Annotated in this window: 10 protein-coding genes, 2 tRNA genes, 3 rRNA genes and 2 pseudogenes; 6 read left to right on the top strand and 11 right to left on the bottom strand. The window is 47.5% G+C overall.

The features are described from left to right. Window positions 1-22: 22 nt before the first annotated feature. From NMD08_RS23535 to NMD08_RS23510, 6 genes are all read right to left on the bottom strand, one after another. Window positions 23-640 carry a DUF2238 domain-containing protein gene (locus tag NMD08_RS23535; protein ID WP_151218015.1) on the bottom strand — a complete coding sequence of 206 codons (618 nt, stop codon included), beginning with the start codon at window positions 638-640 and terminating at the stop codon, window positions 23-25. Window positions 641-788: 148 nt separating this feature from the next. Continuing rightward, window positions 789-2,435: a class I fumarate hydratase FumA gene (gene fumA, locus NMD08_RS23530; RefSeq protein ID WP_187260087.1), complete on the bottom strand. Its 1,647-nt coding sequence runs from the start codon at window positions 2,433-2,435 to the stop codon at window positions 789-791. A gap of 96 nt (window positions 2,436-2,531) precedes the next feature. Next, window positions 2,532-3,872: an anaerobic C4-dicarboxylate transporter DcuB gene (gene dcuB, locus NMD08_RS23525; protein ID WP_151218014.1), complete on the bottom strand. Its 1,341-nt coding sequence runs from the start codon at window positions 3,870-3,872 to the stop codon at window positions 2,532-2,534. A gap of 118 nt (window positions 3,873-3,990) precedes the next feature. Next, window positions 3,991-4,293: a hypothetical protein gene (locus NMD08_RS23520; RefSeq protein ID WP_370619177.1), complete on the bottom strand. Its 303-nt coding sequence runs from the start codon at window positions 4,291-4,293 to the stop codon at window positions 3,991-3,993. A gap of 297 nt (window positions 4,294-4,590) precedes the next feature. Next, window positions 4,591-5,310, bottom strand: coding sequence for a two-component system response regulator DcuR (dcuR, locus tag NMD08_RS23515; protein ID WP_151218012.1), 720 nt, complete (start codon window positions 5,308-5,310; stop codon window positions 4,591-4,593). Beyond that, on the bottom strand, window positions 5,307-6,938 hold the full coding sequence (locus tag NMD08_RS23510; RefSeq protein ID WP_210905457.1) for a sensor histidine kinase: 1,632 nt from the start codon (window positions 6,936-6,938) through the stop codon (window positions 5,307-5,309). Before NMD08_RS23510 ends, dcuR begins: the two co-directional genes overlap by 4 nt. Before the next feature lie 606 nt (window positions 6,939-7,544). On the opposite strand from NMD08_RS23510, the gene NMD08_RS23505 reads away from it, so the two are divergent. The 6 genes and pseudogenes from NMD08_RS23505 to NMD08_RS23480 form a co-directional block, all read left to right on the top strand. After that, window positions 7,545-9,085 (top strand): 16S ribosomal RNA (locus tag NMD08_RS23505). A 71-nt stretch (window positions 9,086-9,156) separates the two neighbouring features. After that, window positions 9,157-9,233 (top strand) — tRNA-Ile (locus NMD08_RS23500). Window positions 9,234-9,339: 106 nt separating this feature from the next. Beyond that, a tRNA-Ala gene (locus NMD08_RS23495) sits at window positions 9,340-9,415 on the top strand. Window positions 9,416-9,621: 206 nt separating this feature from the next. Continuing rightward, window positions 9,622-12,526 (top strand): 23S ribosomal RNA (locus NMD08_RS23490). 93 nt (window positions 12,527-12,619) lie between these two features. Further along, a 5S ribosomal RNA gene (gene rrf / locus NMD08_RS23485) occupies window positions 12,620-12,735 on the top strand. Together the 16S, 23S and 5S rRNA genes with 2 tRNA genes alongside form the textbook arrangement of a ribosomal RNA operon. A gap of 302 nt (window positions 12,736-13,037) precedes the next feature. Further along, a pseudogene (locus NMD08_RS23480) lies at window positions 13,038-13,253 on the top strand (IS110 family transposase); the annotation flags it as partial. Between the two features lie 99 nt (window positions 13,254-13,352). Here the strand turns inward: NMD08_RS23480 and NMD08_RS23475 are convergent. From NMD08_RS23475 to NMD08_RS23455, 5 genes and pseudogenes are all read right to left on the bottom strand, one after another. Next, a pseudogene (locus NMD08_RS23475) lies at window positions 13,353-13,448 on the bottom strand (GNAT family N-acetyltransferase); the annotation flags it as partial. 507 nt (window positions 13,449-13,955) lie between these two features. Further along, on the bottom strand, window positions 13,956-16,103 hold the full coding sequence (locus NMD08_RS23470) for a hypothetical protein (protein ID WP_252838510.1): 2,148 nt from the start codon (window positions 16,101-16,103) through the stop codon (window positions 13,956-13,958). Further along, window positions 16,096-20,061, bottom strand: coding sequence for a hypothetical protein (locus NMD08_RS23465; protein WP_370619175.1), 3,966 nt, complete (start codon window positions 20,059-20,061; stop codon window positions 16,096-16,098). Before NMD08_RS23465 ends, NMD08_RS23470 begins: the two co-directional genes overlap by 8 nt. Before the next feature lie 128 nt (window positions 20,062-20,189). After that, the gene (locus NMD08_RS23460) at window positions 20,190-22,385 is read right to left on the bottom strand and encodes a DEAD/DEAH box helicase (protein ID WP_370619173.1); all 2,196 of its coding nucleotides are present in this window, start codon (window positions 22,383-22,385) and stop codon (window positions 20,190-20,192) included. Further along, window positions 22,382-23,698 carry an ATP-binding protein gene (locus NMD08_RS23455; RefSeq protein ID WP_252838507.1) on the bottom strand — a complete coding sequence of 439 codons (1,317 nt, stop codon included), beginning with the start codon at window positions 23,696-23,698 and terminating at the stop codon, window positions 22,382-22,384. Before NMD08_RS23455 ends, NMD08_RS23460 begins: the two co-directional genes overlap by 4 nt. Between the last annotated feature and the right edge of the window lie 2 nt (window positions 23,699-23,700).

Genomic DNA, 23,700 nt, shown 5'->3' with positions numbered 1-23,700 from the left:
GATTGCCGGATAAGCGTTAGCGCTATCCGGCGATTTTTAACTGTCTGTTGTGCCAGCCCGCCAGCACGAGCACCGTCGTTAGCGCGCCGAGCAGGGCGCAGAACATATCCGACTGGGTATCCCACGGGTCGCCTTGCGTACCCAGAAAATCATCGGCTCCCTGGCCCATCGCCAGTGCCGCCCACCATTCGATCAGCTCATACATCGCGCTAATCGCCAGCGCTACGCAGCAGACCAAAAAAGCCAGCATTTTGCGGCCACGAACGCGATTACCGCGCACTAAAATCTCTCTTGCCGCTAGTGCAGGTACCAGCCCCTGGAAGAAGTGACCCAGCTTGTCATACGGGTTACGACTGAGATCCAGCCATTCCTGAACCTGAAAACCGACGGGAACTTTGGCGTAGGTATACATACCGCCGACCATCAGAATGATGGCGTGCAAAAAAATGAGCGTGTAGAGCAATGGCGTCAGCGGATACTGTTTTTTGGTCGCCAGCAATAATGGGACGACAATAATGACCGGCGTGACTTCCATCAGCCAGGTGATCTTCTCCGAGGCTGAGATACCGGTGTAGATAAGAATCAGCGTCAGCAGCAGCGCGCCAGTATGCAAGATTGTGACGTTCAGGGTACGAAGCATTGCGAATTCACAAGTAATGGAAAAGGTCACTATTCCCTGTGCGCAACAAAAATTCAAGGTCAGTAAATGGGGGGATAAAGGAGGCCCGGGGGGATCACTGGACTGACGCCAAAAAACGGGTGTCAGTCCAGTGCCGGGCCGAATGGGTTTACTTCGCGCAGTTAGCGCATTGTTTGCTGACGATTTGCTGGAAGAAATCGTTGCCTTTGTCATCGACCAGGATGAAAGCCGGGAAATCTTCTACTTCGATTTTCCAGATTGCTTCCATACCCAGCTCCGGGAATTCCACGCATTCCAGATGCTTAATGCTCTGCTGCGCCAGTACCGCTGCCGGACCACCGATGCTGCCTAAGTAGAAGCCGCCGTGTTTGTGGCAGGCGTCAGTTACCTGCTGGCTACGGTTACCTTTCGCCAACATGATCATGCTGCCGCCATGGGACTGCAGCAGGTCAACATAGGAGTCCATGCGACCCGCAGTGGTTGGGCCTAAAGAGCCAGACGGATAACCCGCAGGGGTTTTGGCCGGACCCGCATAGTAGATCGGGTGATCTTTCACGTACTGTGGCAGGCCTTCGCCGGACTCAATACGTTCTTTTAGCTTCGCGTGGGCGATATCGCGACCGACAATGATAGTGCCGCTCAGCGACAGACGAGTAGAAACCGGGTACTGAGAAAGCTGGGCAAGGATCTCTTTCATTGGGCGGTTGAGGTCAACTTTGACCACTTCACCTTCGCCTGCCTGGCGCAGGGATTCCGGAATGTATTGAGCTGGATTGTGTTCCAGTTTTTCAATCCAGATCCCTTCGCGGTTAATCTTGGCCTTAATGTTACGATCTGCGGAGCAAGAGACGCCCATACCAACCGGGCAGGACGCGCCGTGGCGAGGCAGGCGGATCACGCGGATATCGTGCGCGAAGTATTTCCCGCCAAACTGGGCACCGAGGCCGAGTTTCTGCGCTTCTTCCAGCAGTTCCTGTTCCAGTTGCAGATCGCGGAACGCCTGGCCGTGCGCATTACCTTCAGTTGGCAGTGCGTCATAGTAGTGTGTGCTGGCCAGCTTCACCGTTTTCAGGGTGCTTTCCGCTGACGTGCCGCCAATGACAAATGCAATATGATACGGCGGGCAAGCTGCAGTACCCAGCGTACGCATTTTCTCCACCAGGAAGTTTTTCAGTTTGCCGGGAGTCAGCAGCGCTTTGGTTTCCTGATACAGATAGGTTTTGTTCGCTGAACCGCCGCCTTTGGCTACGCACAGGAATTTGTATTCGTCGCCGTCCACGCTGTACAGATCGATTTGTGCGGGCAGGTTGGTGCCAGTATTCACTTCTTTGTACATATCCAGCGCCGCGTTTTGCGAGTAGCGCAGGTTATCTTCAATATAGGTATTAAATACGCCTTTAGAGAGTGCCGCTTCGTCGCCGCCACCGGTCCAGACACGCTGACCTTTTTTCCCCATGATAATGGCCGTACCGGTGTCCTGGCAGGTTGGCAACACGCCTTTGGCGGCGATTTCGGAGTTTCTCAGGAACTGCAGCGCGACATACTTATCGTTTTCGCTGGCTTCGGGATCATGGAGGATTGAGGCGACTTGCTGTTGGTGTTCAGGGCGGAGCATGAAGGAGGCGTCGTGGAAGGCTTGTTGGGCCAGTAGCGTAAGTGCTTCAGGAGCTACTTTCAGGATTGTTTCGCCTTCAAACTCGCCAACGCTGACGTGATCGGATGTCAGCAGGTAGTACTCAGTTTTGTCTTCCCCCAGTGGGAAAGCCGCCTGGTAAGTGAATTCAACTTTTGACATTTGCTTCCAGCCTTTTCATTTTTCTCAGGAATTTTAAAATTCTCTGCGTCTTAACGGTGGCGTGCCGTACTAAAACGGACGGCACGCGAACTGTAATTACAGGAAACCGTACATTGCGGCGAAGATCCAACCAAAGACACAGGATACGCTTACGCCGATCAAACCAGGCAGAATGAAACTGTGGTTGATAACGAAGCGGCCAATGTGGGTAGTGCCGGAACGGTCAAACTGAATTGCCGCCAGATCGCTTGGGTAAGTCGGCAGAATGTAGTAACCGTAACATGCCGGAGCGGAAGCCACGATGTATGCTGGATCGACCCCAATTGCCAGCGCGACCGGAACAATCGCCGCCAGCGCCGCTGCCTGAGAGTTTACAAATTTAGATACCAGCAGCAGAACAATTGCATAGGCCCACGGATACTCTTTCACCATGTTGCCCAGCACACCTTCGATTTCTGCCATGTGCGCGCCGAACATGGTTTCTGCCATCCAGGCAATACCGTACACCGCCACAATCGCGATCATACCGGAACGGAAGACTTCGTTTTTAGATATTGAAGCGGGATTAGTCTTCGTCAGGATAATAATCAGCGCACCGGTCAGCAGCATGAACATCTGGATGACCAGTACCATTGACAGCGGTTTGCCACTGAAGGTAGGACGCAGTTCAGAGAACGCGCCGAGCACGGCAACAACGGCGATAGCGGCAAGGAAGATCCACATGGCCAGCCAGTTGCTTTTCGGCAGCTTTTTGTCTAACAGCGTGGCGGTATCGCCATAAACGTAGTTGTGGTTTTCAGGTACGGAAATAAACTTCTGGAACTCTTCATCTTTATCCAGATCTTTACCACGAAACCAGCTGAAGATACCGATCGCCAGGATACCCAACAGGGTAGACGGGATGGTGATGCTGAGCAGGTCGAGGAATTCGAGATGCTTGCCTTCAAACGTTACGTTACCCAGCATGGCGACCAGTGAAACAACGGCTACGGAAACAGGGCTGGCGATAATCCCCATCTGCGCACCGATAGAGCTCGCCGCCATCGGACGTTCCGGGCGAATATTGTTCTTAATGGCAACGTCATAAATGATTGGCAGGATGGTGTATACCACGTGGCCTGTACCACAGAGAATCGTCAGGGTGCAGGTCACGAACGGGGCGACGATGGAAACGTATTTTGGGTTACGGCGCAGCAGCTTTTCAGCAATTTGCAGCATAACGTCAAGGCCACCGGAGGCTTGCAAGGTTGCCGATGCGGCGACCACGGCAATAATAACCAGCATGACATCTACAGGCGGTTTACCCGGCTGAAGATGGAAAACGAAAACCAGAATGACCAGGCCGATACCGCCTAATAAACCCAGCGCGATACCGCCCTTTCTGGCACCATAAAACAAACATATTAATATTATGAGAAGTTGTATACTAAATAACATTTTATTTACCCTCGCGAAAAACCCAGTCAATTTTTTGAAAAATGGATCTGTGCCACATTCTTTTTTGCCGGAATAGGCATCAAAAAATGGTCAGTATTCGATATGTCCGTATTTGCGATTAATGTTCAAATGTCTTGCTAGAATGTTTTCTTAAAATTATGGTGATATTTGGCTTTTTTCTGTGGTGTTGATCAGAGGAAAGTATCCTCAGGCGATGGGAAGCAGGGTTGGGTGTGGAGAGCTGCGTTTGACGCTGTAATTTATCTGTTTTGCGTTTTCCGCTATTACGTGAACCACCGACAAAATGGGTGAGTAGATTATTTATGTGATCACGCTCGCGCCATTTCATGATGTAATGAGGTTGGCGTGCGGATACTTTTACTTGCTCACAAAAATGTACGGTGTCCATGGTACGTAGCATGGTCTCCATTGCTACCAGTCTAGATTTTGTATGTCTGGTTAATTTCAGACTAATCCTTTATGGGTAAAAATACACACTCTGCGAGTTAGATAATACTTAATTAACTTTTGTTAGCGATTTTGAAATTAAAAACAGTGTGACGTTAATCAATATTAAAATAATACATTTAACATGCTGGATACAAATACATTTGATCTAACGCAAATTTATAATTCTGCAGCATGAGTCAGCAAAATAGGGATTTTTCATTATTTTAATAATTGTTACTTTCAAATAACAAATAATCCCAACATGTTTTTATTGGCAATATTGTTTAAGCAATGAGTAGTGCTCAGCCTGAACGCGGTAACGATAAACCGGTCTACCGGTTACGCCATAATGGATGCTGGTAAATAATATGTGACAATTGACGAGCCAGATAAGATATTTACGGCATGAGACGCGCGAGATATTAACCTCGTTAGCCAGCTCATCGGTGGAGAACTCCTGATCCTGATGCTCATCAATCCACTGACACAGCGTGCGTAACGTTTGTGGCGTTAACCCTTTAGGTAAGCGCCGCGCTTCCTGCTCATTAGAGGAACTTCCATGAATCAACTGGTCAAGCTCAGACTGTTCATAGTACTGATGCTTTTCCATTTCGTTTTTCTTTTGTAACCACCCGGTAAGCGCTTCTTCAAAACGGGATGCCTGAAAAGGTTTGATCAGGTAGTCAACGACACCATAGTGAAGGGAGTCTTTGATAGTCGTTGCGTCAGCGGCGGAAGAGATGACAATAACATCACACTTGCAACCTTCGCTGTGCAGAACGGGCAACAGATCCAGACCGTTTTCTTTTTGCATATAAATATCAAGCAAAATCAGGTCGATATGATTACCGCTATGAAAGATTATCTCTTTCGCTTTCTCCAGCGTGGAGGCTGTGCCGCAGCAATGAAACCCGGAGAGTTGTGCAACATAACGACGGTTTAATTCCGCTACCATTGCATCGTCATCGACAATTAAGACATTGATCATCTGCTGGCCCTCTCACCATTCCACGGTAACTGTACAAAAAATTGGGTGAAGATCCCAGGTTCAGACTCGACGGAAATATTGCCGCCAACGTTTTCAACCTGTTGTTTAACAAGCGCTAAACCAACGCCCCGTTCGGTTCCTTTTGACGAAACGCCCTTCTCAAAGATGTGCTCAATGTGTTCGGGGGCGATCCCCGGACCATCGTCATTCACTTCGCAATGCAACCAGCCGTGTCGATAATGCAAGGATACGCTGATCTCGCCCCCAGGTTCTTGACCTAGCGCTTCCAGGGCGTTTTCAATTAAATTCCCCAGAACGGTAATCAGCACTGCCACCTGATCTTCGTTGCTGTTTTCCGGCAACTGGCTTTCATTGCTGATCACCAGGCTATGGCCTAAATCAGATGTGCGATTAATCTTACTGAGTAAAAATCCTGCGATCACCGGGGATTTAATTTTTCCTAACAGCGAGCCAATCTCTTCCTGATAATTGTTCGCGGTCTTCAGGATATAATTTTCAAGCTGCTTATAACTTTTCAGATGCAATAATCCCAGAATCACGTGCAATTTATTCATAAATTCGTGGGATCGTTCACGAAGTGCGTCGGCATAGTTAACCATACCGTCCAGACGCTGCATCAGTTTTCGGACTTCAGTTTTGTCTCTGAAGGTTGAAATGGCCCCGATGATTTTACCGTTGCTGAGCACCGGAACTGTGTTTATCAAGAGTAGTCGATCCTTCACCATGATCTCTTCATCGCGACGCGGCGTACCATTATGTAGTACCTGTGAAAAATCGACCACCTGTGACCACGCGTGGCTGAGCGTAGAGAGCTGAGCATCGTCTTGCGATTTGTGGTAATCCAGTAGCTCCTGCGCCGCCTGGTTTATCAGCGTTACCTCACCGCACTCGTCAACGGCAATGACGCCTTCCTTTATAGAATGCAACATCGCCTGGCGTTGTTCGAACAGATTGGATATTTCATAAGGTTCCAGGCCAAACAGAATGCGCTTGAGGACTTTAACGAATATCCATGTGCCGAGTAGCCCAACCAGTACACCAAATAAGATGGACCAGATGATGCTACCGCGACTGTTATTGATCTGTTCAGCAACTCTGCTTAGCTCAAGACCGATCGCCACGACGCCAATTTGTCGGTGATGCTCGTCATAGATTGGGGTGAAAACACGCAGGGCTTGTGCCAGGAACCCGCGATTAATAGCCACATTCTCTTTGCCTTGCAGGGCCAGCAAAATGTCATCACCTTTAAACGGCTGGCCAATTCGTTGCGCTTCGGGATGGGAGTAACGAATGCTCTGCATATCGGTGACTACAATGAACAAAAAGTCATTGCTCTTATTCACCGCCTGGGCAATCTCCTGAATGCCACTTTCTTCGGGCTTCTTCATTAGCCCCTGACGGATTTCTGGAGAATTCGCCAGCGTTCGTGCGACAGCAAGCGCTTTATCAGCTAGCGCATCGCGCGTCATATTACTTATTTGCGAGAAATAAATCAGATGAACGACAAGCAGCACAGAGAAGAGTACCGCACTGACCATGAGGATCACGGTGGTGCCGAGCTTCATCGGGCGTTTGCGTATAGCAGTACGTTGCAGAGAGTGTCTCATCACGGTCCTGGAATCACTGTTTGTACGGGTATTATCGCCTGATGGGGTACGTAATTCAAAGGTGGTAGGGCTATGGGGCATAGGCTACCTGTACTTTTCTTCTTTTATATAACGTAGCGCGAATTTCTTTCTATATAGAGAATAGAGATTTACTTATCTGTTTTTCTACTTTTCAGCGATGGTGGCCGCTAATCTTCTTACGATTGTGGATAACTCTGTGTGCAAATGGGTATAAAGCGGGGTTTTGCTGTGGAATGCAGCACTCAGTCATTTTTCTGTCATTTAAGGGTTGCGGGCTGCAGGAAACTCCCTATAATGCGCCTCCATCGACACGGCGGATGTGAATCACTTCACACAAACAGCCGGTCCGGTTGAAGAGAAAAACCTGAAAATGAGGGTTGACTCTGAAAGAGGAAAGCGTAATATACGCCACCTCGCGACAGAGCGCTAAAGCGCGTCGCAACTGCTCTTTAACAATTTATCAGACAATCTGTGTGGGCACTCGAAGATACGGATTCTTAACGTCGCAAGACGAAAAATGAATACCAAGTCTCTGAGTGAACATACGTAATTCATTACGAAGTTTAATTCACGAGCATCAAACTTAAATTGAAGAGTTTGATCATGGCTCAGATTGAACGCTGGCGGCAGGCCTAACACATGCAAGTCGAACGGTAGCACAGAGGAGCTTGCTCCTTGGGTGACGAGTGGCGGACGGGTGAGTAATGTCTGGGAAACTGCCCGATGGAGGGGGATAACTACTGGAAACGGTAGCTAATACCGCATAACGTCGCAAGACCAAAGAGGGGGACCTTCGGGCCTCTTGCCATCGGATGTGCCCAGATGGGATTAGCTAGTAGGTGGGGTAACGGCTCACCTAGGCGACGATCCCTAGCTGGTCTGAGAGGATGACCAGCCACACTGGAACTGAGACACGGTCCAGACTCCTACGGGAGGCAGCAGTGGGGAATATTGCACAATGGGCGCAAGCCTGATGCAGCCATGCCGCGTGTATGAAGAAGGCCTTCGGGTTGTAAAGTACTTTCAGCGAGGAGGAAGGTGTTGAGGTTAATAACCTCAGCAATTGACGTTACTCGCAGAAGAAGCACCGGCTAACTCCGTGCCAGCAGCCGCGGTAATACGGAGGGTGCAAGCGTTAATCGGAATTACTGGGCGTAAAGCGCACGCAGGCGGTCTGTCAAGTCGGATGTGAAATCCCCGGGCTCAACCTGGGAACTGCATCCGAAACTGGCAGGCTAGAGTCTTGTAGAGGGGGTAGAATTCCAGGTGTAGCGGTGAAATGCGTAGAGATCTGGAGGAATACCGGTGGCGAAGGCGGCCCCCTGGACAAAGACTGACGCTCAGGTGCGAAAGCGTGGGGAGCAAACAGGATTAGATACCCTGGTAGTCCACGCCGTAAACGATGTCGACTTGGAGGTTGTGCCCTTGAGGCGTGGCTTCCGGAGCTAACGCGTTAAGTCGACCGCCTGGGGAGTACGGCCGCAAGGTTAAAACTCAAATGAATTGACGGGGGCCCGCACAAGCGGTGGAGCATGTGGTTTAATTCGATGCAACGCGAAGAACCTTACCTACTCTTGACATCCAGAGAACTTTCCAGAGATGGATTGGTGCCTTCGGGAACTCTGAGACAGGTGCTGCATGGCTGTCGTCAGCTCGTGTTGTGAAATGTTGGGTTAAGTCCCGCAACGAGCGCAACCCTTATCCTTTGTTGCCAGCGGTTAGGCCGGGAACTCAAAGGAGACTGCCAGTGATAAACTGGAGGAAGGTGGGGATGACGTCAAGTCATCATGGCCCTTACGAGTAGGGCTACACACGTGCTACAATGGCATATACAAAGAGAAGCGACCTCGCGAGAGCAAGCGGACCTCATAAAGTATGTCGTAGTCCGGATTGGAGTCTGCAACTCGACTCCATGAAGTCGGAATCGCTAGTAATCGTGGATCAGAATGCCACGGTGAATACGTTCCCGGGCCTTGTACACACCGCCCGTCACACCATGGGAGTGGGTTGCAAAAGAAGTAGGTAGCTTAACCTTCGGGAGGGCGCTTACCACTTTGTGATTCATGACTGGGGTGAAGTCGTAACAAGGTAACCGTAGGGGAACCTGCGGTTGGATCACCTCCTTACCTTAAAGAAACGTTCTTTGTAGTGCTCACACAGATTGTCTGATGAAAATTAGCAGTAAGAAAATCTCTGCAGGCTTGTAGCTCAGGTGGTTAGAGCGCACCCCTGATAAGGGTGAGGTCGGTGGTTCAAGTCCACTCAGGCCTACCAAATTCGCTCTCGTGCTTTGTTGTGGCAAAGCTCGCATACTTCAGTATGCTTCGCTTCACCACGCCGCGCCCGAAAACGAATTAAGGTTAAAAGAGATTCATTCGATGGGGCTATAGCTCAGCTGGGAGAGCGCCTGCTTTGCACGCAGGAGGTCTGCGGTTCGATCCCGCATAGCTCCACCATCTTTACTGCAACAAACCAAGAAAACTTCAGAGTGTACCTGAAAAGGTTCACTGCGAAGTTTTGCTCTTTAAAAATCTGGATCAAGCTGAAAATTGAAACGACACACTGTTTCATTTCTCCGTAATAAGAAATGAAAAGCGGTGTGTTCGAGTCTCTCAAATTTTCGCAACACGATGGTGTTTTACGAAACATCTTCGGGTTGTGAGGTTAAGCGACTAAGCGTACACGGTGGATGCCCTGGCAGTCAGAGGCGATGAAGGACGTGCTAATCTGCGATAAGCGTCGGTAAGGTGATATGAACCGTTATAACCGGCGATTTCCGAATGGGGAAACCCAGTGTGATTCGTCACACTATCATTGCGTGAATACATAGCGTAATGAAGCGAACCGGGGGAACTGAAACATCTAAGTACCCCGAGGAAAAGAAATCAACCGAGATTCCCCCAGTAGCGGCGAGCGAACGGGGAGCAGCCCAGAGTCTGAATCAGCTTGTGTGTTAGTGGAACGGTCTGGAAAGTCCGACGGTACAGGGTGATAGTCCCGTACACTAAAATGCACAGGTTGTGAACTCGAAGAGTAGGGCGGGACACGTGGTATCCTGTCTGAATATGGGGGGACCATCCTCCAAGGCTAAATACTCCTGACTGACCGATAGTGAACCAGTACCGTGAGGGAAAGGCGAAAAGAACCCCGGCGAGGGGAGTGAAAAAGAACCTGAAACCGTGTACGTACAAGCAGTGGGAGCATCCTTCGGGATGTGACTGCGTACCTTTTGTATAATGGGTCAGCGACTTATATTCTGTAGCAAGGTTAACCGTATAGGGGAGCCGAAGGGAAACCGAGTCTTAACTGGGCGTTAAGTTGCAGGGTATAGACCCGAAACCCGGTGATCTAGCCATGGGCAGGTTGAAGGTTGGGTAACACTAACTGGAGGACCGAACCGACTAATGTTGAAAAATTAGCGGATGACTTGTGGCTGGGGGTGAAAGGCCAATCAAACCGGGAGATAGCTGGTTCTCCCCGAAAGCTATTTAGGTAGCGCCTCGTGAACTCATCTTCGGGGGTAGAGCACTGTTTCGGCTAGGGGGTCATCCCGACTTACCAACCCGATGCAAACTGCGAATACCGAAGAATGTTATCACGGGAGACACACGGCGGGTGCTAACGTCCGTCGTGAAGAGGGAAACAACCCAGACCGCCAGCTAAGGTCCCAAAGTCATGGTTAAGTGGGAAACGATGTGGGAAGGCACAGACAGCCAGGATGTTGGCTTAGAAGCAGCCATCATTTAAAGAAAGCGTAATAGCTCACTGGTCGAGTCGGCCTGCGCGGAAGATGTAACGGGGCTAAACCATGCACCGAAGCTGCGGCAGCGACACTATGTGTTGTTGGGTAGGGGAGCGTTCTGTAAGCCGTTGAAGGTGTGTCGTGAGGCATGCTGGAGGTATCAGAAGTGCGAATGCTGACATAAGTAACGATAATGCGGGTGAAAAACCCGCACGCCGGAAGACCAAGGGTTCCTGTCCAACGTTAATCGGGGCAGGGTGAGTCGACCCCTAAGGCGAGGCCGAAAGGCGTAGTCGATGGGAAACAGGTTAATATTCCTGTACTTGGTGTTACTGCGAAGGGGGACGGAGAAGGCTATGTTAGCCGGGCGACGGTTGTCCCGGTTTAAGCATGTAGGCGGAGGTTCCAGGTAAATCCGGTACCTTTTAACGCTGAGGTGTGATGACGAGGCACTACGGTGCTGAAGTGACAAATGCCCTGCTTCCAGGAAAAGCCTCTAAGCATCAGGTAACACGAAATCGTACCCCAAACCGACACAGGTGGTCAGGTAGAGAATACCAAGGCGCTTGAGAGAACTCGGGTGAAGGAACTAGGCAAAATGGTGCCGTAACTTCGGGAGAAGGCACGCTGATATGTAGGTGAAGCGGTTTACCCGTGGAGCTGAAATCAGTCGAAGATACCAGCTGGCTGCAACTGTTTATTAAAAACACAGCACTGTGCAAACACGAAAGTGGACGTATACGGTGTGACGCCTGCCCGGTGCCGGAAGGTTAATTGATGGGGTTATCCGTAAGGAGAAGCTCTTGATCGAAGCCCCGGTAAACGGCGGCCGTAACTATAACGGTCCTAAGGTAGCGAAATTCCTTGTCGGGTAAGTTCCGACCTGCACGAATGGCGTAATGATGGCCAGGCTGTCTCCACCCGAGACTCAGTGAAATTGAACTCGCTGTGAAGATGCAGTGTACCCGCGGCAAGACGGAAAGACCCCGTGAACCTTTACTATAGCTTGACACTGAACACTGGTCCTTGATGTGTAGGATAGGTGGGAGGCTTTGAAGCGTGGACGCCAGTCTGCGTGGAGCCAACCTTGAAATACCACCCTTTAATGGCTGGTGTTCTAACGTGGACCCGTGATCCGGGTTGCGGACAGTGTCTGGTGGGTAGTTTGACTGGGGCGGTCTCCTCCTAAAGAGTAACGGAGGAGCACGAAGGTTAGCTAATCCTGGTCGGACATCAGGAGGTTAGTGCAAAGGCATAAGCTAGCTTGACTGCGAGAGTGACGGCTCGAGCAGGTGCGAAAGCAGGTCTTAGTGATCCGGTGGTTCTGAATGGAAGGGCCATCGCTCAACGGATAAAAGGTACTCCGGGGATAACAGGCTGATACCGCCCAAGAGTTCATATCGACGGCGGTGTTTGGCACCTCGATGTCGGCTCATCACATCCTGGGGCTGAAGTAGGTCCCAAGGGTATGGCTGTTCGCCATTTAAAGTGGTACGCGAGCTGGGTTTAGAACGTCGTGAGACAGTTCGGTCCCTATCTGCCGTGGGCGCTGGAGAATTGAGGGGGCTGCTCCTAGTACGAGAGGACCGGAGTGGACGCATCACTGGTGTTCGGGTTGTCATGCCAATGGCACTGCCCGGTAGCTAAATGCGGAAGAGATAAGTGCTGAAAGCATCTAAGCACGAAACTTGCCCCGAGATGAGTTCTCCCTGAGACTTTAAGTCTCCTGAAGGAACGTTAAAGACGATGACGTTGATAGGTCGGGTGTGTAAGTGTAGCGATACATTGAGCTAACCGATACTAATGAACCGTGAGGCTTAACCTTACAACGCCGAAGGTGTTTTGGCGAAGAGACAGATTTTCAGCCTGATACAGATGACATCGACAGACTAAAAAGTGTGTTGATAGACAGAATTTGCCTGGCGGCTGTAGCGCGGTGGTCCCACCTGACCCCATGCCGAACTCAGAAGTGAAACGCCGTAGCGCCGATGGTAGTGTGGGGTCTCCCCATGCGAGAGTAGGGAACTGCCAGGCATCAAATAAAGTGAAGAAGCCCATCCTGCCGGATGGGCTTTTTTGCGTCTGTGCGCCGTGAAATCTGCCGGCTGCGGCGCAGCGCCTTATCCGGCCTTAGGTTCATAACCTGTGCTGTAGATTTATGCAGCGGACTGCCGTTATCCACAAGTGACAAACCGGACAGTATCATGGACCGCTTTTCCCGGTAATCCGCATTCACAAGGCTGGTCTCACTATGGAACAGGAACTTCATTTTATCGGTATCGACGTCTCTAAAGCCTGGCTGGATGTCGATGTGGTGCGGCCAGATGGCCGTCACCGCAGTGTATATGCCTGCGATGGTGGCGGTGAGTAAAACAGAATGGGGACGGGCATTCCGGGTGCGTCTGGCAGGGAATGGAAAGAAAGGGAAAGTGATAATCGGCGCGATGATGCGCAAGCTGGCGCAGGTGGCTTACGGGGTGCTGAAATCAGGTGAGCCGTTCGATGTGAGCAGACACATAGCCGTACAGCGTGGTGAAAAGCGCGGGAGATAACAGCGCCTGACGGCGCTGTGGTTGTCATGCCTTCAATCCGGAATGCCGGAACATCAAAATGCTTGCAGGTGATAACAGTATCGATAACAGTCTACATCATTACCCGAGCACCAGTTTCAGTAGCGGATACGGTCGTCCGAGATCGACTACTTCCGTGCGTCCCGTCACTTTAAAGCCCATCTTCTTATAGAGCCCAGATGTCTTCTTGTTAACTGGCATGGCTATTTTATATATGGATTGTGAGCGGGGAAACTCTGTAAGGATATTGAGAGATGAACAGTTGGAAAGTATCAGAAACTATAAAAGCAAAAACCCGCCTTTAGGGCGGGTTCTTTAAATAGTGGTGCCGGACTCGGAATCATATCCACGACTAACACACTGTTTGTTATTGGTTTTATTGATATTTCTCGTAAACAGCGCCCCCACTAAGGCCCCCATAAAAAATCGCTTTTGTTTTGTGATGGTTATCTCGAAAAAATCGTTATTTAGAGAATTGGATTTTGTTATGTGTGGAATCAGGGCTACGAAAAACGTCATGAAGTTCACACAGTGCTGGATATACGAAATTGTCAATTAAGTTTTGTGAATCCATACAGTCAGTATGTTAATTCTTTGCATTTATATTTCTCAGGACAAAACCATCCAACCTAAACCGAGTAAATAAAATTTATGTTGGAAGGTTTTGCTCCTGATTACACAACCTTAATTGTGCAGCATCATTCGTGCGATCTTTTCTAGTAGAGAACTTTGGCTGACTTCATGGTGGCGTACTAGGTCATAAGTAAAAGTACGCAACAATAATTCTGTAGCAGGTTCTGCCATGACTTCTATGGAATGTCCTTCAAAATCTTTTGCCATCAGATTATATACTAGTATCGCTTTATCCATGCTCCGATTTGGCTGATTGCTACGAGTACAAAACAAATTTGCGCTATAGCCATTATCTTCAATAAACAGTTGCTGGTACTGGTTTGGGCGGTGACCTTTTGGCTTGGGAGTAAGGTAGTAAGGAAAGTACGTCTCATCAGCGGCGCCTCGCTTATTTAACACACCATTATTGAACTCTGCTGCTTGTAGGGAACAGCGATCTGCTGCACCTATTAAGCGTGGAACGCGGCTTGTGTTATAGCGCCACAGGACAACATTACGTTGATGATCGATAAGAAAAAAATCGTTGTCTCTGATTTGCTCTATACATGCCTGCGTCATACCAGAGACGGTGTGGCGTAATTCCTGTTCCCGTTCATACAGCTTAGGCATTTGGATCGTTAGTGTGCCATTTTTAATTTCTATGGGAGTAACTGCAGCGTAGAAGGCTTTTTGTTTACGCCGTTTTTCCCACGGACAACGGATTGCTACTAACGTAAAATAGCCATCAGCTATTTGGAGTCCCGATATCTTACCCAATCCTCGTATTACTTCTTTGAGCCAAAGTTCGCTGCGGAGCATTGCTAACTTGGACGGTTCTATTTTTTTTAATATTTTTCGAGTAATTCCTGTTTCAGGATCTTTTTGGGAGCGTAGTATTGAGTCAACATTACATCCTTGAATGACATGTTGATAATTTTTATTAAAATCTAATATTAAGTTGACTTTAAGCTTCGAGTAATAATCCAGTTGTTCATGTTTACCCTGTTTAGCAAGGTCGAGAGCCTGCCAGGTTGTGTTGAAACTATTATTTCTAACCTCACCGTCATCATCCATGATTTCTAATGTAATACTTGAACCATTTTTCTTTTGTGAGCTATTGAGAACTAAATAATTTTTATCATTATCAAGATGCTTTATATCCTGAGCATTAACTACAGATTCCGCATTTAATTCTTGCTGGAGGTAATGCAGATAATTTTGGTGTGCTTTTTCATCTTCATCGTTTTTTAGATTATCAATGATAATAAGAGGACGGTGAAGCGCAGTATGTGGTGTTTCTAAAAATTTTAATTGGCGATGAGATGCTTGAAAAATACGCGGAGTAAATGCAATATTTGCTGAGGCCAGAATTTCAGTGATTAATTTTTGTATTAGGTTTTCTGCGTGGTTTTGGCATCCAGAGTAGGGCTTGTTTGCAAAGCGCATATAAGGCAGATTGCCAAATTGCTTAGCATTCACTGTTTCTATAAGGTCAATATTTTTGTTATCATTGATGAGCAATCGGCCAAGATCTGTATTAATCCCAGATGCTTCTGGTTGCGCTCGAAAGCAAACAGCCTTCAGTTCAAATGTTAGATCATTATACTTGGAATAAAAAATGGAAAATTTCAAAGCATCGATATAATATTCATTGTTTTTGTTTGGCTTATCGTTTTGTAAGCTTGCTGAAAAATATAAATCACTATTATAAGAAATTGGCGATAAAGAGAAATATTGGGCAGCGTTCTTTAGCAGTATTAACTTAAGATGTAACGCAATAACTTCTTGGGCTATTCTATAGTGATCAAAACCTAACTTTATTATTTCAGTAGCCCATTGACTGTAAGGTCTTGGATTGGGGGTGAGAAATAAAGCTAGATGGTAATCTTTCAATGAAAAAGAGTGATAGCGTAATTTTTTAGGGGTGTCTAAATGTAATTTTTCGCTTAAGAGTTTCTTAATGTCTCGATGAACCCCGCTGATGTATTCATCATAGCTAATTTCAAGTGGTTTAGGTTTTCTAATATATGCTACATCGATACCCCATCCATCCGATGAAGGTAACTTAAGAACTTTTTCCAAAACACTCTCTACTTGTTCAGCAATATCGAACAATTGTGTTCTGGCAAGCGGTGCATAGGGAGAAGGGTGAATATCCCATTCAGAGGACATTGTTATAACTGCATTTCTGGGTTGATTTAATTCCATTGTTTCACTCATTTTCATATCCTAACATATTCATAAGTGTACGGTTAATTAGTATCTTTCTATTTATTTTTGATTCGTACCGACTTGAACTAATATCTTTTTCATAATAAGAAACAACTTTCAAAAGGTTAAAGTAAAAGATTTGTGTGGATTTAAATTTCTCCGCGCGATCATTTAGGCAGTTGAGTCCATGCCGCGTATTAAGGTAGACAGCAGAAACTTTATTCAGAGAAGTGCTAGCGCTGACAATCTTATTTAATATTTCTACTTTGTTTAAAGCACTTGTGTGCAATCTTTTCGAAATATCACGGTTATTCTTTCCCATCATCCAGTTTTTAACGTCTATAGCAAATAAATGATCTTTTTTGATTAAGTAGATATCAAACAATTCATAGCACTCGCTACCTAACTGTAAAATTATCTGTTCAGGTGCTAAGGGTTTTATTCCTGCCGCTTTTAACACTTGATGAAATTGCCACTCTCCAATATTTCCAATAAGCAATGGAATTAATGCTGGGATAGGAATAAATCTCTTTAATGGCTCGGATTCTAATTTCAATAGTCTTGGGAATACGCGTTTTTCGAGGTCACCACACTCTTCACTCATACCCTCATGATATTGGGGTAAACAGTGTTCAGGCTCATAAGGTGAACTACCCGCAGAAATATCTGTAAGGCCATCTGATTGGATTGTTCTTGCTAAGATAATATTTTCCAAATCGACGGTGCGCTCCAGGAAGAAATTTTCAACGCATAATTTCATATAATCGATGTTTTTAATTATAGGATTGCGTTTTAATCGGTTGATATATTTTTGAGGGCTTTGAAAACTATCAGGATGGCGTAAATCTTCGTTAAGCTGGATAGCATTTTTGTCACCGGTTCTGGCGGCTTTTAAAATTACTTCGACAAACTCGACTTCAAAATCTTTATACATTGCATTGGCATTTAGCACGCGTTGTTCGAAATCAGTACGCTGTTTATCCGTATTGAAACTGGCTTTTTCTAAATCGTGTCGCGCTTTTTCAAACCAACGATTGTTATGGAGGCTGAGTGATGCGAGCAGAGATCTAGCATCGGGATACCGCGCCAGATCACGGAAGACGCGTATCGCATTCAAATGTACGCCGGAAGGTAACTTGATAGTCCCCTGCATTTTTGCATCGCGACGTTCAGTCCGGCCAATGGTCTGCATGGCCACTTTATGAAGTTCTACTATATGTTCATCATCAAGCATTCGTGCTGCATCTGAATCTACCAGGTCGGTTTCAAAGTCATTTGCGCGACGAAGCATACTTCCGTGTGCGTAGTGCTTAAGTAATGTTACATAGTTTTCCAGTGTGTTGCGTGTGCCTGCGGCGTTAACCTGACTCCAGAAGCTATCGCATACCATCGCAAGTTCATCAAAATCAACTTCTAGCGATTTTCCTCCAGCATCCGTTTCCGGATAGGCAATGTAGTAGTTGAGACCGGTTCCTGCCCCTTTGAAGTGTGAAATCATAAAAAGAGTCAAATTAGGCTGATCAATACGCAAGTAGTCCCGGACGGGATCCTCACGGTTAAGTTTTGAGTCAAACATGACGACTCGTAGGGTATGCAGGTTGTCGAAAGGTGTTATTTCAAATACACGAGGTGTATCATTTCCACGCCGATTATCAGTGTCTAAAATTTTCAATCCATTCATAGGAGTAGAGCTATTGAGCGTCGCTTGCAGAAATTTACCTAAGACTGTAAAAAAGCGAGCACTGAGGCCAATACACAAAGTATGCCGGGTGGTATAGGCTGCGAGTAACATTGCTTGTAGCTCGCGGTGAAATTCGCGTTTATGATAGCGATGACGTTGTATATACGTTAAATAGTGTTCAAGATGACCTTCCCATATCTTCAGCACTTTTTTGAATATGGGGTCATTAATTAATGGAGAAAGCTCACTTTTTTGATCGTCGAATATTTCAATATTAACGGGACGATGAATATTTCTTAATTTACGGATAGTTGCTAACGGAGCGGCAGACTCCACATCTCTGCACTTAATCTGGTAGCCGAGATGGTATGCATAGTCGGCAAGAAAGGGGCGGCTATATTGCCCATTGTAAGTACCAGGGAAGCCTGCGGTAGCTGATAGCAGGATCACTGTATTATGTGTTTGATACAGAACACGAAGCAGAGCGACTTCAGGAAGCTCCTTGATAAGTTCCATACGGAATTTGAGTAAAACCCAACCCTTTAGTTGGCTGGATTCAATAATAACCTTTTCCCTGGGGGCTAATGAAAAAAGCGTTTTCGGTTGAAAGTAAGTAAAAAAATCATCAATCAACTGTTCGTCCGTTGAGCTTCCGGATAAAAGATATGAAGCTTCCCCCTTAATTTGCTGTGCTTTACCTATAAATAATGATAATGGATTGTTTTGGTTAGCCTGATCTTGTTGCGACAGCATTTGCTGAACTCGCGATGGATTTTTAAGCTTTGCCGAAGCAGCAAGGATTGCGGTGATTGTTTGGTATAATTCATAGAGACTAAAATCATTTCCAGCATCTTCATCGTCCTCGGCGCTTACGTAAATTTCCGTATAGGATTGTCGTCCGTGGCTACGAAGTCGTATATGGCGAAGATCATCTTCTCTGTAGAAGCGTTGGATTTGATAGCTGAAAACATTACCTATAAGCGCAATCACTTGTTCTGTATTCCGGCTATCAACAACAACATCAAGCATTTTATTGCTAAACAATTGAGTCATTTTTTTTAAATCAAAACCGGGGCGTAAATCACACCGCAAGAGTGCGTTATTTATTTCACAAACATATTCATCTAATGGCTCATACCCAGGTGCTCGCTCATTCCCTCTACACTCGTCTATATATTCGAGAACGCGATGTAATGTTGCAAGAATTGATGGTAATTGCAGATCGTCATTAAGTAATATTTTGCATACTGTTTGTTGGAAAATTTTGTAGGCTTCGTGCTCTTCATCAAGTACTAAAGTAAACCGAATATCTCGCTGTGCATAAGGCGAGTCGCTATCGTGAACCCAGTATTCCTGTTTTAATTTTTCAAGACGTTCTCCCGATGTAACTGAGGTCAATTCTTCCAGAGGATTTTTATCCTGGTGTTTTTTTTGCCCAAGAACATGATCAAGTAACTGGCTGCTTTTATGATAAATTCCTTCATTATCTCGTTTCAGAAGGAGTACGCTGCCGTCAAATTTTTTTGTTGTCGCTAACAGAATACATCGCCTGTACAGTGCTATATGAAATGGGAAAAGATGTTTCACCATTTCTACTGCTAAACCCGCGAGTTTGTCTTGGCCAGCTCTCTCCAGCAGTGTTTCGAAATCGGTATTGAGGGTATTAAGTAATGCGATGGCCGCTTCCTGTAGGCGTCCTGTGAGCTTATAGCCGCTGGTGAGTAATTCTTCTTCTATTTTAACCTGTTCGTCGGTGGCTCCGGCTCTTACTTCCGCTTTAAGCCGTAGTTCAAGTGTAACTCTTGCCTGTACATCGGATCTCAGTCGTTCAAAAATCAACTGAGTATTGTTTTTCAGTATGTTACAGCCAGTGTGTATCCAGTCGAAATAACGTTGCTGGTTATCTTTTTCGTCTCTATCCGTTTGTTTCACCCAAGTGGTAAAACTTAAGTCCGCAACATCGCGTAACGAGAGATAGGGGAGTATCAGGATTTGCTTCGAGCTGGCCAACTCGACAAGTTCTGAGGGAATGTCAATTTGCGATTTTAAAGGGGTGATGAAAACCAGGTTACGATGCCCATTTCCGGGTGACGTTGCGGCATTTACACCTTGTATGTATTGATAAAAAACGTTATAGGTTTTTCCGCTGGATGTACCATCTTGCGACTGAATTAATAATGGGGTTTCGGATTCGCTAAAAGCATAGAACTTACCTGCATTGCTTCTTGCTTTCGTAATTTCCTGATGAATAGCATCAGGCAACCGTAAATTTTCTCTTTTTGACATTGTATTTTACCTTGTCCTTATGTTCTGGGAGTCAGTGCGTTTAGTCGAATATCCCGGTCTTATTATCAGTTGCTTTTTGATTCATTTATCGTTCGTTGATTTTGTCGGTGAGTATTGGGTTTGCTCGCCTACAAATGTCCCCGTAGCCACTCCTCCACGCGCTCAACATCAAAAGCGCGTAACCCATACTCCTGCGTCAGCAATGTCTCAGGTAAATACTCATCATATTTTTCGAGGCACTTTTCAGCGATGCTTTCGGCAAGACGGGATTCGGAAGGTAGCCCTTCCTGAAGTGCGCTGAATAACGCTTGTTTAACCTCCGAGACCGTAGTTTTTTCTACTTCAACCACACCAGCAAATGAGCCCGCCTTGAAACCGCGTTGGATAAGTAATGCCGACAACGTGTTTACGGTTTGATCGCCTAGCCAGGGAAGAATGTAGACATGCTGTCCCTGCTGAATAAAACATTCCGAAGCCAGATTATTGTTGCGAAAACAGTGCAGCCCTTCATCAAACAGGTTTCTGGCCGTGGTATCGGCAAAATCGGCTTTGCGATCGCCAACGGTGATACGGTAGTCGCCTTCCCGATAAATGGTGAGCATTTCCTGGCGGACGACATCATGAATGGACATCCCTTGTCCGCCAAATAACGGCGGCTGCCCCCCCTTTGTCGCCTCGACATAGATGACTTTTTTATCACTATCGATATCGGTTACCTTCCAGCGTCGACCGCCGAAAATAATGTGTTGGTCAGGCATTAGTGGGGAATCGACGGGGATAGAGCCCAATGTTTTGCTCCCCGCCACAATACGAAACTCTTCCAGCGTGCTGAATACGGCGTAGAAGGTGTATTGATTCACCTGACGTTCGCCCTCGGCGCCCAGAACCAGTTCACCGCTTGATAGCTGGGTCAGAAACTGGTGCTCCCCCATATGCTTCAACAACGTTTTGAAGTCATCAATGCTGACTTTCTGGAACGGTCCTTGTTGACATAGCTGTGACCAGAATTGATCGGCACGTACGCCTCCCCACTGCGCCACGATCGCCAGGATCTGATGGAACAGCGTGGAGTAGTGCATCTGCCGGGTATCGGCGGGCTCAAACCATTTACTGCCGATAAGTAAGCGGATCATGGCCAGCGACTGAACGAGCTGAAGCCTGAGGTGGTCAACAATGCCTGATGTTGGGGTCAGTTCATGTTCGGCAATCAGCATTCTCAATACGGCAGGCGAGTCGCGTCGGCCAGAACGACCCATACGCTGACGCAGGCTGGCTACGGAATGAGGCGCAGTAACCTGCACCACGGAGCTGACTTTGCCGATGTCGATGCCAAGTTCCAGCGTCATCGTACAGATGGCGGTGGTAGGTAAGTTGCCTTGCTGAAGGCGTTTTTCCAGCGTTTCACGCAGATCTCTGGACAGCGATCCGTGATGTGGGAAGAATTCGTTGGGAACGATGCTCGCTTCACTCAGATCGCCTAGCGTAGCAGCAATGCTTTCGGTCCGTTTGCGGCTGTTCGCGAAAACCAGATGGGAATCACCGCGACAGAGGCGAAAGATATCATGGCAGATTTGCGTCTCTGCCGACGGCGGCGGTTGCTGGCCCGAGGTGGTCAGAGGTTCCAGATAGCCTTTCACCTGCACTTTTAGCGTGGCGTGAGTCTGACTGTCAGTAATAATGTCGCAGGGCAGACGTTGATTGGGCCGCAGAGATAACGGTACTCGCTCCAGTTCCCCCAGCGTTGCGCTGAGTGCGACTCGGGGGACGGGATTGTCGATTCTTCCCAGCAGGTGATCGACTCGATTTAACAGAGAGAGAAGCTGCATACCACGCTCGGAACCGATGAAGGCGTGGAATTCATCAATGGCGATATACTCCAGTGGAGCGAACGCCTGCTTTAACCATCCCGCATTGCGGATCAGCATCGCTTCCAGTGATTCCGGGGTGATAAGCAAAATACCGGCAGGGTTTTTCTTCGCTTTCAGTTTTTTGCTCTGCGCAACGTCACCATGCCAGGGGGTGACCGGCATCTCCAGCGCATCGCCGAGGCTTTCCAGCCGTCGATACTGATCGTTAATCAGGGCCTTAAGCGGGCTAATGTATAAAATGCCAAAGCCGCCCTGAATATCCGCAATGGCAGAACAGGCGGGCAGGAAAAATGCTTCCGTTTTACCCGCGGCAGTCGCGGCGCTGATCAGGACATCCCGATCTCCCGCTAATATTGGTGGAATGGCTTTTTTTTGCAGTTCCCGGAGATCTGCCCATCCCTGTCGGTATATCCACTTCTGTATGCGTGGATCCAGCCGCTGGTATTCGTTCGTCATAATCTGAAATCAGCCAGGCCGTCCTCATCGGCATCTTCTGCCGACGTTACTTCATCCATATCGCTGGGTTTTTCTTGCGCGACAGCGACACCGGCGATCAACTGTGACCATTGAATGGACGGGTTTTGTTCCAGCACGGCTAACATATCCAGGAAGGCTTTAATCGTGTTTCGCGGCGTGCGGAAATAAGCATCGCCGATGGTATTGCTACAGTGGCGTAAAAATGCCGTCAGCGCTTCATCAGGAACCAGATAGTGACTCGCATCGCCACCTGAATATACGTGACGTAGGTTTTTTAACAGAATATAAAGCTCTTCCGGCGTCAGGCTGGCTAAATGCAGGGAAGGGGATGAATAATCAATGACGCCAGCCCGCTGGGCGAAACTATTTTCCGCCAGCCGTGACTGGAGTGCTTCGTAGCTGTACAAACCCTTGCGCGGATCGAACAGGAACTCTGGCGTACCGCCGAGTAAAAAACCAATATATTCAGCGGTTCCTTGCAGGCAGTCATTCAAAATACGCAGTATCTGTTCATAGTTCGCAACCCTGGCCTGCGTATTGCTCAGTTTGTACAGATTGACCATTTCATCCAGATTGACCAGCAGACCCGCGTATCCGGCCTGACGAACAAACAGGCTCATCAGCTTTAACGAGTCGTAGAAAGAAGCATCAGAAATAATGGTGCGCACACCCAGATCGTTACGGGCGTCGGTTTTCGTGGTGTATTCACCTCGTAGCCAACGGATGGCATTTGATTTCAATGTCTCATTATCCTGCTCGTGGCCCTGCCAGTAACATTCAATGACTTTGGCGAAATCGTAGCCGCCAACCATATCGGACAAGGCGGCGAGCTTCTGGTGAATAATTGTCGGAACGGGAGTATTTTTACTTTCCGATTCTTTTCTGGCCTCCGTAATAAAGCGCTCAACCACACTTAATAAGGCGTTTCCGTCCGGCTTATTGCGTGTGGACAGATTTTTCATTAGCTCGGAATAGAGGTTACGCGCTTGTCCACCCGTCGCGTGGATGCGCCTGTCCGGGGATAGATCGGCACTGATTGTCACCAGCTTTTTCTCTAACGCAATTGAGCGCACAACGCTTAAAAAGAATGTCTTACCGGAACCGTATTCCCCAATAATCAACCGGAATCCTGCACCACCATCAGCGATACGCTCAATATCCTGATACAGCGCTTTTATTTCGTTGACCCGGCCAACCTGAATATGCTGAATGCCAATTTTAGGCGTAACGCCTGACTTCAGTGACTGAATAATGGCGTCTCTTTCTTTGAGACGAATACGAATGCCAGACATAA

Origin of the sequence: Citrobacter meridianamericanus, from assembly GCF_041320245.1 — a bacterium.
In the GTDB taxonomy this organism is placed as follows: Bacteria; Pseudomonadota; Gammaproteobacteria; order Enterobacterales; family Enterobacteriaceae; genus Citrobacter; species Citrobacter meridianamericanus.
The sequence above is the reverse complement of the archived record's forward strand: the minus strand, read 5'-3'. Positions and strand labels throughout refer to the sequence as shown.

Bases quoted from the DNA above. Each gene is read 5' to 3' on its own strand.
- NMD08_RS23470 (WP_252838510.1), bottom strand. From the start codon at position 16,103: ATGAGTGAAACAATGGAATTAAATCAACCCAGAAATGCAGTTATAACA.
- NMD08_RS23465 (WP_370619175.1), bottom strand. From the start codon at position 20,061: ATGTCAAAAAGAGAAAATTTACGGTTGCCTGATGCTATTCATCAGGAA.
- NMD08_RS23455 (WP_252838507.1), bottom strand. From the start codon at position 23,698: ATGTCTGGCATTCGTATTCGTCTCAAAGAAAGAGACGCCATTATTCAG.
- NMD08_RS23460 (WP_370619173.1), bottom strand. From the start codon at position 22,385: ATGACGAACGAATACCAGCGGCTGGATCCACGCATACAGAAGTGGATA.
- NMD08_RS23535 (WP_151218015.1), bottom strand. From the start codon at position 640: ATGCTTCGTACCCTGAACGTCACAATCTTGCATACTGGCGCGCTGCTG.
- NMD08_RS23510 (WP_210905457.1), bottom strand. From the start codon at position 6,938: ATGAGACACTCTCTGCAACGTACTGCTATACGCAAACGCCCGATGAAG.
- fumA (WP_187260087.1), bottom strand. From the start codon at position 2,435: ATGTCAAAAGTTGAATTCACTTACCAGGCGGCTTTCCCACTGGGGGAA.
- NMD08_RS23520 (WP_370619177.1), bottom strand. From the start codon at position 4,293: ATGCTACGTACCATGGACACCGTACATTTTTGTGAGCAAGTAAAAGTA.
- dcuB (WP_151218014.1), bottom strand. From the start codon at position 3,872: ATGTTATTTAGTATACAACTTCTCATAATATTAATATGTTTGTTTTAT.
- dcuR (WP_151218012.1), bottom strand. From the start codon at position 5,310: ATGATCAATGTCTTAATTGTCGATGACGATGCAATGGTAGCGGAATTA.